This window comes from Pedobacter nutrimenti (assembly GCF_003208655.1).
Taxonomy (GTDB): domain Bacteria; phylum Bacteroidota; class Bacteroidia; order Sphingobacteriales; family Sphingobacteriaceae; genus Pedobacter; species Pedobacter nutrimenti.
Genome location: NZ_QKLU01000001.1, coordinates 503,868 through 520,172, shown reverse-complemented (window position 1 = coordinate 520,172; position 16,305 = coordinate 503,868). Strand labels below are relative to the sequence as shown.

The 16,305-nt window shown below is 38.3% G+C and carries 10 protein-coding genes; 7 read left to right on the top strand and 3 right to left on the bottom strand.

The window, feature by feature from the left end; translation table 11 throughout:
* The first annotated feature begins 36 nt into the window (after positions 1 to 36).
* A complete protein-coding gene (locus B0O44_RS02085; protein ID WP_110827036.1) occupies positions 37 to 903 on the top strand; it encodes a nucleoside phosphorylase in 867 nt (288 codons plus the stop codon).
* Positions 904 to 1,025: 122 nt separating this feature from the next.
* Complete coding sequence (locus B0O44_RS02080) at positions 1,026 to 1,340, top strand: hypothetical protein (RefSeq protein WP_110827035.1); 315 nt, start codon at positions 1,026 to 1,028, stop codon at positions 1,338 to 1,340.
* A 61-nt stretch (positions 1,341 to 1,401) separates the two neighbouring features.
* Here the strand turns inward: B0O44_RS02080 and B0O44_RS02075 are convergent, their stop codons facing one another.
* On the bottom strand, positions 1,402 to 2,250 hold the full coding sequence (locus tag B0O44_RS02075; RefSeq protein WP_110827034.1) for a sigma-70 family RNA polymerase sigma factor: 849 nt from the start codon (positions 2,248 to 2,250) through the stop codon (positions 1,402 to 1,404).
* A gap of 369 nt (positions 2,251 to 2,619) precedes the next feature.
* Here B0O44_RS02075 and mnmA point away from each other — a divergent pair, with 369 nt between their 5' ends.
* Positions 2,620 to 3,711 (top strand): tRNA 2-thiouridine(34) synthase MnmA, encoded by a 1,092-nt coding sequence (gene mnmA / locus B0O44_RS02070; RefSeq protein ID WP_110827033.1) that lies wholly within the window; start codon positions 2,620 to 2,622, stop codon positions 3,709 to 3,711.
* Positions 3,712 to 3,778: 67 nt separating this feature from the next.
* On the opposite strand, the gene B0O44_RS02065 is transcribed toward mnmA, so the two are convergent.
* Positions 3,779 to 4,288, bottom strand: coding sequence for a glutathione peroxidase (locus B0O44_RS02065; RefSeq protein WP_110827032.1), 510 nt, complete (start codon positions 4,286 to 4,288; stop codon positions 3,779 to 3,781).
* A 321-nt stretch (positions 4,289 to 4,609) separates the two neighbouring features.
* Between B0O44_RS02065 and topA the strand changes: the two genes are divergently transcribed.
* The 4 genes from topA to pbpC are packed head-to-tail and all read left to right on the top strand — an operon-like array spanning position 4,610 to position 15,629.
* The gene (topA, locus tag B0O44_RS02060; RefSeq protein WP_110827031.1) at positions 4,610 to 7,180 is read left to right on the top strand and encodes a type I DNA topoisomerase; all 2,571 of its coding nucleotides are present in this window, start codon (positions 4,610 to 4,612) and stop codon (positions 7,178 to 7,180) included.
* Positions 7,181 to 7,585 (top strand): hypothetical protein, encoded by a 405-nt coding sequence (locus B0O44_RS02055; RefSeq protein WP_110827030.1) that lies wholly within the window; start codon positions 7,181 to 7,183, stop codon positions 7,583 to 7,585.
* A gap of 54 nt (positions 7,586 to 7,639) precedes the next feature.
* The gene (locus tag B0O44_RS02050) at positions 7,640 to 13,225 is read left to right on the top strand and encodes an alpha-2-macroglobulin family protein (protein ID WP_110827029.1); all 5,586 of its coding nucleotides are present in this window, start codon (positions 7,640 to 7,642) and stop codon (positions 13,223 to 13,225) included.
* Position 13,226: 1 nt separating this feature from the next.
* Positions 13,227 to 15,629, top strand: coding sequence for a penicillin-binding protein 1C (gene pbpC / locus B0O44_RS02045; RefSeq protein ID WP_110827028.1), 2,403 nt, complete (start codon positions 13,227 to 13,229; stop codon positions 15,627 to 15,629).
* Here the strand turns inward: pbpC and B0O44_RS02040 are convergent.
* Positions 15,586 to 16,149 (bottom strand): lysoplasmalogenase, encoded by a 564-nt coding sequence (locus B0O44_RS02040; protein ID WP_245943527.1) that lies wholly within the window; start codon positions 16,147 to 16,149, stop codon positions 15,586 to 15,588. The genes pbpC and B0O44_RS02040 overlap by 44 nt on opposite strands.
* Positions 16,150 to 16,305: the final 156 nt, after the last annotated feature.

Genomic DNA, 16,305 nt, shown 5'->3' with positions numbered 1-16,305 from the left:
TTCGAATCAAAATGTTAACGAATTAAATTAAATACAATGAATAAATTATCTGAATCTGATTTAGTAATCAACAGTGATGGTAGTATCTACCACCTAAATTTACGGCCTGAAGATATTGCTGATACCATCATTACCGTTGGTGACCCTGACAGGGTTTCAGAAGTAAGTAAATATTTTGACCATATAGAACTAAAAAAAGGAAAGAGGGAATTTATAACCCATACGGGCTACCTTGGTAAGAAAAGGCTGACTGTTTTGTCCACCGGTATTGGAACGGATAACATTGATATTGTTATTAATGAACTTGACGCTTTAGTCAATATTGATTTTAACAGCAGAGAAGTAAAAAAAGACCTGACTTCACTAAATATTATACGTATAGGTACTTCAGGTGCTGTTCAAGCTGATTTGTCTATGGGTACCATACTGGCCTCTTCACACGGCCTTGGGCTGGACGCATTGATGAACTATTATGTTCAGGAATTATCCGGTGAAGAGCATAGTTTACTGGATCACGTTAAAGTTCACTTTGGCCATTTAAAAAACATCAATCCTTATTTGACGGCTGCCGATACCGGCCTTTTAAATTCAATTGGAAAAGATCTTATTCATGGCATTACAGTAACTGCCCCAGGATTTTACGCTCCCCAGGGAAGACAAGTAAGAGCGAAAAATGCGGTACCTAATTTTATTTCAATGATTAATAGTTTTGAACAAGGCAATCATAGAATTACCAATTTAGAAATGGAAACCGCTGGAATATATGCACTTGCTAAAGTTTTAGGCCATAAAGCATTATCTATTAACGCCATATTAGCCAGCCGGGTTAATTTTGAATTTAGTAAAGATCCTCAGGAAGTAGTTGAAAATGCAATCAAACTGATTTTAGAAAGATTGTCATAAACCTTTACTCTATTTTTTTGTGGTATGATTTGATTAGCGATGAATAAACTTGCAATATCTTTCAACCAGGTCAAACAATAGAGATAAAGAACTTGTTGAACTAGAAGAAAATTAAATTACAAATGTTACAAAAACTCAAGCATAAGCTTGCCATTTTTACAGGTAAGTTATTACTCAACTTTGAAGACAACACAGGAATGACCTCCGGGAAGAGGATTGTATCCCTCATAGCGGGAGCTTATATAATCCAGAAAGGAATCAGGACGCTTCATTCCTCTCCTTTAATTGGTACTCAGGAAGTTTTTCTTGGGGGTTTTTTATTGTATAATGGTGCCACTGGCATTAATTTGCTCTCCAGAAAGGCAAAAGAACCTTCTGAAATACGTAGAAATCAAATACAAGGAAATGATCCTGATTGCATCCCGGCTTTTGTTTAAAATTTTAACCTGACCAGAGACTTTACCTAACCTCTACTAATGATCTCTGGTCAGATATCTTTTACATTCTGCGTTTCAAATCTTTTTTCCGTCTTCTTAGTTCTTTTATCGCTTTATCTCTTAATTGTCTTACCCGCTCTTTACTCAGACCAACAATCGGAGCAATGTCATCCAGCAAAACAGGTTCTTTATCCTCTAGACCATAGAAAAGAATAATAATTTTTCTTTCCCTTGGTCTTAAAATATTGAGCATTCTCTTCACTTCTTCTTTCCTCGCTATTTTCATTAAATTGTGATCAGGTGATTCCCCATCATGCAATATATCAAGTAGCGTATTTCCAATCTCCTCATTGATGATGGAATCAAGAGAAACAGATAATCTGGCCATGTCAAGGTAGTCAGCGATTTTTGCTTCTGGCCATTCCATAGCTTCAGCTATTTCCGCTATAGAAGGATCCCTTTCCAGTTTTTGTTCTAAAATAGCCATCTGCCTATTTATTCTGGCAATGCTATTTATTTTATTGATTGGCAAACGAATGGTTCGTGTCTGACTTCCAATTGCATGAATCATATATTGTCTTATCCACCATACAGCAAAAGATATAAATCTAAAACCCAAAGTTTCATTAAATTGTTTGGCTGCTTTAATCAGACCAAGATTTCCTTCATTGATCAAATCCGCCAGAGGCAAACCATGGTGCTGATACTTTTTTGCCACTGATACCACAAATCTTAAATTAGATAGAATCATTAGCGTCATTGCTTCTACGTCACCTTCTCTCGCTTTTTTTGCTACAAGGCTTTCCTGTTCTAAACTTAATAAGCTGATTTTTCCTATATCACCAAAATATACCTCTAAAGATTCCCCATCCTTTTTGGTAATTGTAATATTAATTTTTAGCTGTCTCATAAAAAATGAATTAAATTATTTGTTAACTTTTCAAGAACCATTAAAATTTTTGACTTATATAGTGCATCATCTGATTTTACATTACACAATAATTACAAAAACAAATATTATAAGTTAATTCAATATTTCTGTAAGAAATTATAAATTCTATAAAGAAACCACAAACATAGATATTTAACCGAATAAAATTTTAAAATGCCATGATTCAGCATCTTTATATTCTGTTTTTATAGTTGTCTTTTTTTGCCATACATTATATTTTAAATTTCTAATCTGTATAATTATTCAGCCTGCTTTTTACAAGCCATTGACCTGTCCAGGAAAAATGTTTGCAATAAAAACTTTACTTTTGTACTCGATTCAAATACAATGAGTAAAAGAGGTAGAATTTTAGTAGCCATGAGTGGTGGTGTTGATAGTTCTGTTGCGGCAGTTATGCTTCATGAACAGGGATATGAAGTTATAGGCCTTACTATGAAGACCTGGGACTATGCAACTTCCGGCAGCAGTAGTAAAGAAACTGGATGCTGTAGTCTCGATAGTATTAACGACGCCCGAACTTTAGCGGTGAATTATGGTTTTCCACATTATATTTTGGATATAAGAGATGAATTTGGGGACTATGTAATAGATAATTTCGTTGATGAATATCTTGCTGGCCGGACTCCAAATCCTTGTGTACTTTGCAATACCCATATTAAATGGGAAGCGCTCTTAAAGCGTGCCAATAAACTGGATTGTGAATTCATCGCTACGGGACACTATGCAAATATTCGGAAACAGGATAACGGAAGATATGTAATATCTAAAGGACATGACGAGCATAAGGATCAGTCTTACGTACTTTGGGGTGTTTCACAAGAAAACCTGTCCCGGACCCAATTCCCGCTTGGATCTTTTTCGAAATCTGAAATTCGTCAGATGGCCTTGGATATGGGGCAGGAAGAACTGGCTAAAAAGAGCGAAAGTTATGAAATATGTTTTGTGCCAGATAATGATTACCGCTCTTTTTTAAAACACAAAGTTGAAGATCTCGAAGAAAGAGTAGCTGGTGGAAACTTCATTTTGAGTAACGGAATGGTTGTTGGCCAACATAAAGGTTATCCATTTTATACTATCGGACAACGAAAAGGCTTGGGAATAGCTTTTGGTGAGCCTATGTTTGTAACTCAGATCTTACCTGAAAGTAATACTGTAGTTTTAGGAAGGGCGGATGAATTGGAAAGAAGAGAAGCCATGGTTCGGAATGTGAACCTTGTCAAATATGCGAATATCAATGATCCAATGGACAATGTCATCACCAAAATACGTTATAAAGATGCCGGTATGTTGAGTACAATTGTACAGGAAAATGATAAAATGCGTGTAGTCTTTGATCATTCTGTTTCTGCAATTGCTCCTGGTCAATCTGCTGTATTCTACGAAGGGAACGATTTGCTTGGTGGAGGATTTCTTTGTTAGTTAGGAGACATTTCAAAAAAGGCTTTACTAATAGGATAGTAAAGCCTTTTTTGAAATAAAAATATCGCTATAGGTTCTTTGTAATCAATGGGTCTAACGGTGTCACTTTTGATCTGAAACGATGAACCAGTTCTCCTTTTTCATTAATCAAGAATTTTTCAAAATTCCAATTGATATCACCTGTGAAATCAGGGTTACTTTGAGAGGTCAGATACTGAAATAGCGGATTGATATCCGAACCCTTTACACTAACCTTCTCACTCAGCAGAAAGGTCACACCAAAATTCTTTTTACAAAAATCCTGAATTTCGGTATTGGTTGCCAGTTCCTGGCCTCCAAAATTTCCTGCAGGAAAACCAATAAGGACCACTTCTTTACCATATTGCTTGTGAAGCTTTTCCAATGCCTCGTATTGAGGCGTAAATCCGCATTTAGATGCCGTATTCACAATAAGGATCTTTTTCCCTTTGAACTTGGATAACTTAACCTCTTTCCCATCTATGGTCTTAAAGCTAAAATCGTAAATGCTTTTTGGGGGACTAAACAAAATGCTCAGTAGTATCAATAATGTATTCATTGTTTAATAAGTTTATATGTATACGAATTTAAGGATAAAATATTCAGTTAAATATAATTACTTCGTCAAGAAATTCTTTACCACTCTATCTTCATACAGCAATAAAACACAATCTGACCTTTAATTAAATTAGTAACATTTTATTTTTAAATCAAAGACTAATACCTAATTAGGAAACGAAAAAGCTAAACAAACACATACCTTTTTAGGGCAATTGCATAGGCATTGATAAGACCTGGTTCCATTAAATTATTACAAAAAAATAGATTCTATTTTGAATTTAGCTGTATTTATAGCTTTATTTGCAGAAAAACGTTCTGAATGGCGAAGAATTTATTAATAGTTGAGTCACCTGCTAAAGCTAAAACCATCGAAGGGTATTTGGGAAAAGATTTTCTTGTAAAATCAAGCTACGGTCATATCCGTGATTTGGTTAAAGGAGATATGGGTATTGATATATCCAATAATTTTACCCAGACTTATGAAGTTCCGGCAGATAAGAAACAGGTCGTTGCAGAACTTAAAAAATTGGCAAAAGACGCCGAAATGGTATGGCTCGCCTCCGATGAGGATCGTGAAGGGGAAGCTATTTCCTGGCATTTGTATGAAACCCTTGGTTTAAAAGAAAACAAAACCAAACGCATTGTTTTTCATGAAATTACAAAGCCGGCTATCCTAAAAGCGATAGAAACCCCTCGTACTATCGATTACAATTTGGTTTATGCGCAACAAGCCAGACGTGTACTGGACAGGCTAGTTGGTTTTGAGCTTTCCCCTGTTTTATGGAAAAAGATCAAACCTTCATTATCTGCAGGACGTGTTCAATCGGTCGCTGTGCGATTAATTGTTGACAGAGAAAGAGAATACAACCTTTTCAAAACTTCTGCAGCATACAAAATTACGGCACAATTCAATACGTCTAATGCGCGGGAATTAGTTAAAGCGGAACTTCCTTATCGTTTTGAGACTGAAGTCGAAGCGGAACAATTTTTAAAAGATTGTATTTCTGCTTCTTTTGATATCAGCAGTTTGGAGACCAAACCGGCCAAAAGAAATCCTGCCGCTCCTTTTACTACTTCTACATTACAACAGGAAGCTTCCAGGAAACTTGGTTTCTCCGTATCCAGAACAATGCAGGTTGCACAAAGATTATATGAAAGCGGTAAAATTACCTATATGCGTACCGATTCGGTAAATCTTTCAGAAACGGCGATCCAAGCAGCTGCAAATGAAATAAAATCAGCCTGGGGAGAAAAATATCTTCATATCAGGACCTATAAAACAAAATCAGCTGGTGCACAAGAGGCGCATGAGGCCATTCGTCCTACGTATTTTAATCATCATTCCGTATCTGGTGACAGCTCGGAACAAAGATTGTACGAATTGATTTGGAAAAGGGCGATTGCCTCACAAATGAGCGAAGCTCTTTTTGAAAAAACCACCGCTCATATCCACGTCAGCAGCAGAAATGAACACTTGGTTGCTGAAGGAGAAGTTCTCAAATTTGATGGCTTTTTAAAGGTATATCTTGAATCCAGTGATGATGAAGACCACGATGAGGCAGAAAATGATAATATGCTTCCTCCTCTAAGCAAGGGACAACAACTCAGTTTAAAGGAAATGAATGCCACAGAAAGGTTTTCACGTCCTCCATCAAGATATACAGAAGCAAGTCTGGTAAAGAAACTCGAAGAACTGGGAATTGGACGTCCCTCCACTTATGCTCCAACCATTTCAACGATTCAGAACAGAGGATATGTTATAAAAGAAGACAGAGATGGAAAACAACGTTCATTCACCTCAATCCTGCTGGTTAATGGAGCATTAAAAAAACAATTAAAGACCGAAATTACCGGGGCAGAAAAGGCAAAGTTATTTCCTACTGATATAGGCGAAGTTGTTAATGATTTTCTTGTTGAACACTTTAAGGATATTGTGAATTTCAATTTTACAGCTAATGTAGAAAAGGAATTTGATGAAATTGCCCAAGGACTACAGGAATGGACAAAAATGCTTCACTCCTTCTACACTCCTTTTCATCAGGAAGTAGAAAATACCCTGGAAACTGCTGACCGAGCCAATGGGGAGCGTTTACTTGGAATTGACCCTTTAAGTGGTAAAAATGTATATGCGAAAATAGGTAAATTTGGCCCGTTGGTTCAAATCGGACAGAATGAAGATGAAGAAAAGCCAAAATATGCCAGTTTACCTAAATCCCAGTCGGTTGCAACCATTACCCTAGAAGATGCTTTGCAACAGTTCAAACTTCCTTTTCAGTTGGAAGATTACAAAGAGAAGGAAGTTTCGGTTGGAGTAGGTCGCTTTGGTCCCTATGTAAAATGGGGAGAGGCATTTATATCGATTCCAAAAAATGAGGACCCTCTTTCCATAGACAGGGATAGGGCGATTGAAATTATCAATGAAAAAATAACAGCTGATGCGCCGGTCGCTCACTACCAGAACCTTCCGGTCACTAAGGGTACGGGAAGATTTGGTCCATTTATCAAATGGAATGACTTGTTTATTAACGTCCCCAAAGCTTACAACTTCAATAATTTAAGCGATAAAGATATTGCCGAATTAATTGGCAAAAAGATAGAAAAAGAGGCTAATCGTTTTATACAACAATGGCCTGAACAAAAGATTGCTATTGAAAATGGAAGATGGGGGCCTTTTATCCGGTTCGGAAAAGAAATGCTCAAACTAAAAAAGAACCCAGTCTCTAATGATAAATATACACCCGAAGAATTAGCAGATATTTCCCTGGAAGAAGTTAAAAGATTAATTATAGAACAGGTACCAAATGCATTCGATGTAAAAGCAAAGACAAGTACCAAAAAGAAAGCTCCAGCTAAAACGGCTACAAAAAAAGCAGTTGTTAAAAAGAAATAAATGAAGAAGGATCTTCCTGAAAATATTGTTGAAGATGTTGCCATGGCTGTTGTCCTGATGGGCGAAACACCAGAAATTAAAAACTGGACAGTCTATTTGATTAATCTTAAAGATGAGCCGATCAGTAATGTGCTGATTAGCTCTAAAGGTTATGGAGAAAAAGATGGAAAAATGGTAAAAACCTCCGTTTTGAGACATTTTTTAGGGGATATGGAAGCTCAATCTTTTTCAGGAGTAGAAGCTATAGATCCTCAGGTTTTTGGCCTTACAAATGAGTATTGGTTAAGCTATTATATTGAGGGTACCATTTATGATAAAAAATTTATTTTCCTCCCGGAAAGTATTGTAGATGAAAATTTAATTCGGATTCCATTGGTAAATAAACCTGGCGTGATGATCAGGTAGCTAAGATTCCATTTTTTTTGCTAATTTTCCGAACATCTGAAAAATTAGCAGTCTATGAAAATTGAACAGTCTACCCTACTGAACAAAAAAAACATTCTTATCACTTCCCTTGTCGTTATTTTGGGAGTTGGCGCATTTTTCTTTTTTAAAAAGAAAAAAACAAATGATCATAATCAGGCTTACTCTAAATACATAGAAGCCTATACTTCAGGAACAATATCGAAAAAAAGCTTCATCCGGCTTCATTTAGCCAGCCAGGTGAAAACTATGGGCAATCTGGGTACTCCGGATGACCGGGATCTTTTTGATTTCTCTCCAGGTATAAAAGGAAAGACCTATTGGATTGATGCCCAAACTGTTGAATTCAGACCCGACGAAGCCTTAACATCAGGAAAGGTTTACACTGGTACATTCAAACTGGATAAAGTAACCCCTACCGAGAAAGGTATGGAAGAGTTCAACTTTGATTTTAAAGTTATTTCTCCTGGTCTTAACCTGACTCAGAACGGTTTGGTTTCTCAGAACAACACTTCACTTGATTACATGAAATTAAGCGGAGAAATCAGTACTTCTGATCAGGAGGATCCCAAGTTAATCGAAAAAGCTTTAAGCATTGACTTTGGACAAGCACTTCATGTCAAATGGCAGCACAATCCGGCAAAATATACATCCTCTTTTACTATTGACAGTATAAAGAAAACAAAGAAGGAAGAAAAACTTCTTTTGAAATGGTCCAGCAACAGTATCGGGGCAGAAAACAAAGGCGAAGAAAACCTTATGGTACCTGCCCTTGGACAATTTAAAGTATTGAATATGAAATCAATACAAAACCAGGAAGACTATGCCTTACTCCAGTTTTCTGAACCCCTTAATGTCGCACAGGACCTGTCCGGATTAGTCACACTTGGCACTTTATCAGATTTAAGATTTACCATTGAAGGCAGTCAGTTAAAAGTATATGCAACCGACGCCTTGGATGGAAATTATACATTAACAGCTAATCCCGGTATAGAAAACATAAATGCTAAAAAACTGGGAACAACCAAAACAGGCAATATCATTTTTGAGAAAAAAGCGCCTGCGGTTTTCATTGCCGGCAGCGGAACCATTATTCCAAACTCAGGTAAACTTGTGTTGCCTTTCGAAGCAATTAATTTGAAGGCGGTAGATGTTACAATCATAAAAATTTATGAGAATAATATTCCGCAATTCTTTCAAAATAATAATTATAAAGATGGTACCGAATTAAGACGTGTCGGAAGACCTATAGTTCAAAAGACCATCAGGCTGGATGAGGACAAATCCCTCAACCTACATAAGAAGAACCGTTTTACGCTTGACCTGGATAAAATGATCCGGACAGAACCCGGCGCCATGTACAGGATCACAATCGGATTCAGACAAAGTTACAACGTCTTTGCCTGTGCCACTGTAAGCAACACAGAATCTGGAACTGTTTCTGATGGTGAAGACGATTACAATGATTACTATGGCGAAAAAATAGATGAGGACGACGAATTCTGGAGTCGGTATAATAATTATTATCCAAAGGGTTATCGGTGGAACGATAGAGAGAACCCCTGTACTCCTTCTTATTATACAAATGATAAATGGGCAAGCCGAAATTTAATTGCTTCTAATATTGGCCTGGTTGCTAAACGAGGAAATGATAACAGCATGGTTGTTATCGCTACAGATTTACTGACAGCCAAACCCATAAGTGGTGTAACTATAGAATTGCTGGATTATCAGAAACAAATATTGTTTAGTATCAAAACAGATGGTGATGGTCTGGCTAGTTTTGATCTAAAAAGAAAGCCTTTTCTTCTCATCGCAAAAAATGGTGAAGAGCGTGGCTACCTAAAGCTTGATGACGGGAGTTCTCTTCCATTAAGTCGCTTTGATGTAGGTGGTGACGTGGTGCAAAATGGGCTTAAGGGGTTAATCTATGGTGAACGTGGAGTCTGGCGTCCAGGAGATTCCCTATATCTTTCCTTTGTACTCGAGGATAAACTCAAAAAACTTCCCACCGCCTACCCTGTTACTTTTGAGCTTTATAATCCCATGGGTCAAATTATTAAAAAAATTGTTAATGGAAACGCTTTAAATGGCTTCTATACTTTTAAAACAGCTACTGAAAGTACCGCCCCTACTGGTAATTGGCTTGTGAAAATTAAAGCCGGGGGTTCAACCTTCAGTAAATCCATTAAAATTGAAACAGTTATTCCCAATCGTTTAAAGATTAATTTTGACATTGGTAAACGCAGCTATCTCGGTACTGGCAGTACTTCGACGGCTTTGCTCACTGCAAACTGGCTCTTTGGTTCTCCTGGTAAACACCTTAAAGCCAAAGTGGATGTTAACCTCAACACAATGAAAACAACATTTAAAGGATTTGAGGCTTATACATTTGACAATCCAACAGTGAGTTATCAGTCACAGGTTAAAACCATATTCGAAGGAACATTAAATGAAAATGGAACAGCTGTAATAAACACCAATCTGAATGAAAACAAAAATGCCCCTGGAATGCTTAAGGCTAATTTTAGTACAAAAGTCTTTGAGGCCGGAGGTAATTTCAGCATTGATAATTTCAGTATTCCGTATCATGTTTATGATCATTATTACGGAATAAAAACTCCCGAAGGTGAAAGGCTCAGCGGAATGCTCGTTACTGGTAAGGACCACCAGATAGATATTGTCAACGTTGACAGAGATGGAAAATTATTGGGCAATAGCAGCTCTGTAGAGGTAGAACTTTATAAAGTTCAATGGCGTTGGTGGTGGCAACAGGACAATCAGGATGTGTATGCAAACTTTACCCAGAACCAATACAATAAACTCATAAAAAAAACCACAGTAGTTCTCCATAATGGAAAAGGAGCCTGGACCTTAAGAATGAACGAACCCGAATGGGGGCGTTATTTGATTTTAGTCAGAGGTCAGAATGGTGCTCATGTAACTGGAAAAGATGTCTATATTGACTGGCCGGGCTGGGCACAAAGAGAGCAAGCCAATAATCCAACTGAAGCTTCGATGCTCTCTTTTACGGCCAATAAAACGAAATTCAAAGTGGGTGAAGATATTGTTCTTACCATTCCTTCCGGTAAAGGAGGAAGGGCTTTAATTTCAATAGAAAATGGCAGCAGGGTACTAAAAACGTTCTGGACAGAAACTAAGACAGGGCAAACTCAGTTCAAATTTAAAGCGGAAAAAAACATGACTCCTAATGTTTTCGCCAATGTAACGTTGTTACAGCCCCACGCCCAAACGGTTAATGACCTGCCTATTCGGATGTATGGAGCTATTCCTTTAACTATTGAGGATCCTGAAACCATTTTGAAACCAATCATCAAAATGGCTGATAAAATTAAACCCGAAACGGACAACACCATTAATGTCAGCGAACAAAACGGCAAGGCAATGACCTATACCATTGCACTGGTGGATGAAGGACTCCTTGATCTTACCCGCTTTAAAACACCAGATCCACATGCTGTTTTTTATGCAAGAGAAGGACTTGGAGTAAAAACCTGGGATCTTTTTGATTATGTTCTGGGGGCCTGGGGAGGCAATCTTGAACGCATTTTGAGTATAGGTGGTGATGGCAGTATCAATAAAAATCTTAATCCCGCGAAAGCAAACAGGTTCAAACCCGTGGTTACTTTTCTTGGTCCATTTGCAATTGCCAAAGGAGAGAGCAAAACCCATCACTTTAAACTGCCTCAATATATTGGTGCAGTACGTGCCATGGTTGTTGCAGGACAAGACGGCGCCTATGGATTTCAGGAAAAATCAGTTCAGGTTAAAAGGCCCCTTATGCTACTGGCAACCCTTCCTCGGGTGATTGGTCCAGGAGAGCATTTCACTCTCCCTGCTACTGTCTTTGCCACTGAAAAGAGCCTAAAAAATGTTACCCTTCAGATTCAAACACAAAATTTGCAGGTAGATGGGGCAAAAACCATCCAGTTACAATACAAACAACCTGGTGAGCAAATGGCTTACTTCGAAATTAAAGCACCAGAAATCAGTGGCATCGGAAAAGTAAAAATTATAGCCCAAAGTGGTGCTGAAAAAGCAGTTTATGATGTTGAAATTGACATCAGAAATCCAAATCCTTACATAACAAATGTTGTTTCTGCTACAATAGAACCAGGTAAAAGCTGGACTCAAAGCTACAATGGTATAGGTATGGCTGGTACAAATTCAGGAGCAATAGAAATTTCATCAATTCCTCCCCTGAATCTCAAAAAGAGGCTGGACTATCTGATGCAATATCCACATGGTTGCGTAGAGCAAACTACCTCTGCAGTGTTTCCACAACTGTTTATAGATAAATTAACACAGCTTAATGCACAACAAAAAGCGCAGACGGAGAAAAACATTAAAGCTGGTATACAGAGACTTAAAAATTTCCAGACAAGTGATGGTGGTCTTGGTTACTGGCCAGGCGCTGGTTCATCAGATGAATGGGGCAGTAATTATGCTGGGCATTTCCTTGTAGAAGCCCAAAATGCCGGCTATACTATTCCCGTTGGACTAATGGACGAACTCTTACGCTATCTTAAAAGTAAAGCGAGTGCCTGGGCACCAAACAGTACCAATTTCTATGGCGGTGATTTATCACAAGCTTATCGTTTATATGTACTTGCTTTGGCTAAAAGAACAGACATGGCAGCCATGAACAGATTAAAAGGCTTTCAATATATCTCTGTACCAGCCAAATGGAGACTTGCAGCAGCCTACAAGTTAGCAGGGCAAACGGATGCTGCAAATCAATTAATCAGAGGACTCGAGACCAATGTTAAGCCTTATACCCAATTGGGCGGAACCTATGGTTCAGATCTTCGGGACGACGCAATGATTATGGAAACTTTAACCTTAATGGGACAAAAAGCCAAGGCTGCACAACTCCTGCAACCTATTGCAGCAAAACTGGGTAAAGATGACTGGTACAGCACACAAACAACAGCTTATAGTTTACTTTCCATTGCAAAATTCTGTGGACAGACCTCTCAAAACAATAAGTTGAACTACACCTATGTTATTGATGGCAAAAAGGGCAATGTCAATACCGACCAATACATCAGTACAACGGGGCTTTCTTTCAAAGCCAAGAACCTTGTGATCAATAATACCGGAAACAAAGTTCTTTTTGCCAGACTAATCCTTCAGGGGCAGCCAGCCGCAGATCAGAATAATTTTTTACCGAATAATCCAGAAACACTGAACATGAGCGTTTCTTATAAGTTGTTAAATGGAAAACCTATTGATCCGGCAACCCTCAAGCAAGGACTGGATTTTTACGCAGAAGTTGTAATTAAGAATCCAGGAAAAATGGGGCCCTATGAGCAAATGGCACTCACTCAGATTTTTCCTTCCGGCTGGGAAATTATCAATACCAGGTTAAGTGATAATGAAAACATACTTTCTTCTTCAGCTTACACCTATAGGGACATTAGGGATGACAGGGTATTTACTTATTTCAATCTTCGTGAAAATGAAACAGTTACCTATAAAGTACTGTTAAATGCTTCGTACATTGGCAGGTATTACCTTTCTGCAGTGCAAACTGAAGCTATGTACAATAATAACATTAGTGCCACGCAAGCCGGTAAATGGGTACAGGTAATCAAGTAGAATGGGTAAAAAATTTAAGTATGAACCAGTATTCTGGATAAGTGATCTGATTTGTTTGATCTTATTTTTGATCTTCTGGTTCATACTTCCCTCCCGGTTATTTATAGCGCCAACTTCTTTTGTTGTTGAGGCTTCAAATGGTGAATTACTTAGTGCCGCAATTGCTAAGGATGGTCAATGGCGTTTCCCGGCTGCGGACAGTATACCAGAAAAATTCTCAAAATGTATTATTGCATTTGAGGATAAAAGATTTTATAGCCACCCTGGAGTAGATCCTGTGGCTATGACCAGGGCAACGATACAAAATTTCAAGGCAAAAAGTGTAGTTAGTGGTGGCAGTACCATTTCCATGCAAGTCATCCGTCTTTATCGGAAAGAAGACCGGACCTTCTGGCAGAAATTGATTGAAATGTTACTTGCTTTGAGATTGGAAATTCGTTACTCAAAAAATGAAATTTTAGGCTTGTATGCTCAAAATGCTCCTTTTGGAAGTAATGTAGTAGGTCTGGACGCAGCAGCATGGAGGTATTTCGGAAGAAATGCATCTTCTTTGTCCTGGGGGGAAATGGCTACACTGGCCGTACTACCCAATAGCCCTGCTCTTGTACATCCCGGCAAAAACTCTTCCAGACTGATAAAAAAAAGGAATGATCTTTTAGACAAACTCGCAAAATTAAAATTTATTGATCAGCAAACAGCAAATCTATCAAAGTTTGAACCTATTCCGGCTAAACCACAACCATTGCCACAAAATGCTCCTCATCTACTCAATCGATTTAAACAAGAAAAATCGGCTTTAGGGATATCCGGTACCCGTATAAAATCCACTCTGGATTATGAACTTCAACTCAAAATCAATAACCTTCTAAAACGTTATAACAACCGGTACCGCTCTAATGACATTAATAACATCGCAGCATTGGTACTGGATGTAAATAATGGTTCGGTCCTTAGCTATGCAGGTAATATTTATCAACCAGATAATACAGAGCTAGAAAGCCATGTAGATATGATAAAAGCACCAAGAAGTCCTGGCAGTACACTAAAGCCCTTACTTTACGCCAGTATGCTAACAGATGGTTTTATTCTTCCTCATACACTTATTCCCGATATTCCAACTCAAATTGGAGGTTATTCTCCTCAAAATTTTGATCTGGGTTATGATGGGGCCATTCCTGCTGACCGGGCTTTAAGCCGCTCCTTAAATATTCCCGCAGTCAGGATGCTTCAAACCTATAGGTATCAAAGGTTTTACGATAAGCTCAAGCAACTTCATTTTACCACGTTGACAAAACCCTCTGATTATTATGGTCTATCTCTTATTCTGGGTGGTAGTGAAGTGACCATGTGGGATCTGGCCAGGACTTATCTGGGTATGGCCAGGACATTGAACCATTTCAATGACTATGCCGGCAGATATAATTCTCATGATTACGATCCACCTTTGTATGTTAGCGAAAAAAAGAAGCAGGATTTTGAACATGAAACTGAGGTGAATTCCGTATTTGATCATGCTTCAATATGGTCAACATTTAATGCCATGGAAGAACTCATGCGTCCAGGCGATGAAGGCTTGTGGGAGCAGTTTTCCTCCTCCAGACGTGTGGCCTGGAAAACCGGAACAAGTTTCGGTTTCCGAGACGGCTGGGCCATTGGTTTAACACCTAAATATGTGGTCTGTGTTTGGGTTGGTAACGCTGATGGAGAAGGGCGTCCAGGATTAACCGGTATTGATACCGCTGCCCCGGTTCTTTTTGATATTTTCCGTCAGCTTCCTAATGACAAATGGTTTCAGGCCCCCAAAACCAAATTAAAGAAAATCCGTATATGTAAACAAAGTGGCTATAAAGCCGGCGAAAATTGTCCGGACCAGGTAGAAGAATTCGTTCCAGCAGCTGGTCAAAAAACCAATATCTGTCCCTACCATAAGCTTATACACTTGGATGCAAGTGGTAAATGGCAGGTTACAGACGATTGTGAATCAACGGTTTCTATGCTTCATAAATCTTGGTTTGTACTTCCGCCTTCGATGGAATATTATTATAGAATAAAAAACAGTGATTATAAGCCCTTACCTCCGTTCAAACCAGGTTGTGGTTTGAACGGAAACAATTATGTAATGGACATGATCTATCCTAAGAACAACACCGCTGTGTATATCCCACTCGAGCTGGATGGTACCAGGGGTAAAGTTGTTTTAAATGCAACTCACCGAGAGCAGAACATTAAGATCTACTGGCATATTGATGGAGAGTATATTGCCACAACAAAAAATTTTCATCAACTGGCCGTAAGTCCGGTAGCTGGTCAGCACACCCTCACCCTAGTTGACGAACATGGGGAACGTTTGTCGTTAAGCTTTAAGGTGTTGGAGAAAGAAGTTTCCGCTCCGCAGCACCCATAACCAGCAAAAATTGGGCAAGCATATAAATTGCACCAACAAAGACATTCGAACCAGACAAGGGAACAACAAATTTGAAATGGGCCAATAACACATCAGAGAACGCTAAAAATAATGCCCCTGCAAAAACGAGGTTAAAACTGATTTCATTGACCCTCAAACGTCGGAATGCAGACATCATCAGCATCATGGCCATCACAAAAATGTAAACCATCACAGGTAGTTTCATATTCCCCAGATAAGGCCGGAGATAAAGATAAAAAGCAATACTTCCCAGACTACAGCAGGCAATTGCAATTCTGGCCACTCTTTTATCCAGTTCCTGGGCAGAAAGAAAATCAAGATAAAATGCCCTGGTATAAAATAAATTGCCCAGTAAGAATCCAATGAGTGCATACAAAAACCAGGAAACATCGGCCATAAAAAACAAGTCCGATAATGCCATAAAAATCATTCCCGTAAAGAATCTTTTATGAAAACGCCCCCGTAATTTGGTTACATTCACAAAAAAAGCGAGTAGCATTAATGAAACTACAGATTGTATCAACAAAGCCGGGACATGAAATTTTAAATACCTCAACACAAGTTCAGATAGATAAGCCATCAAAAAAACCAAACAGAAAGCTTTATACCTTTTAAGCATCAATAACCCTTACTATTTTTTAATAAAAAGATAGCC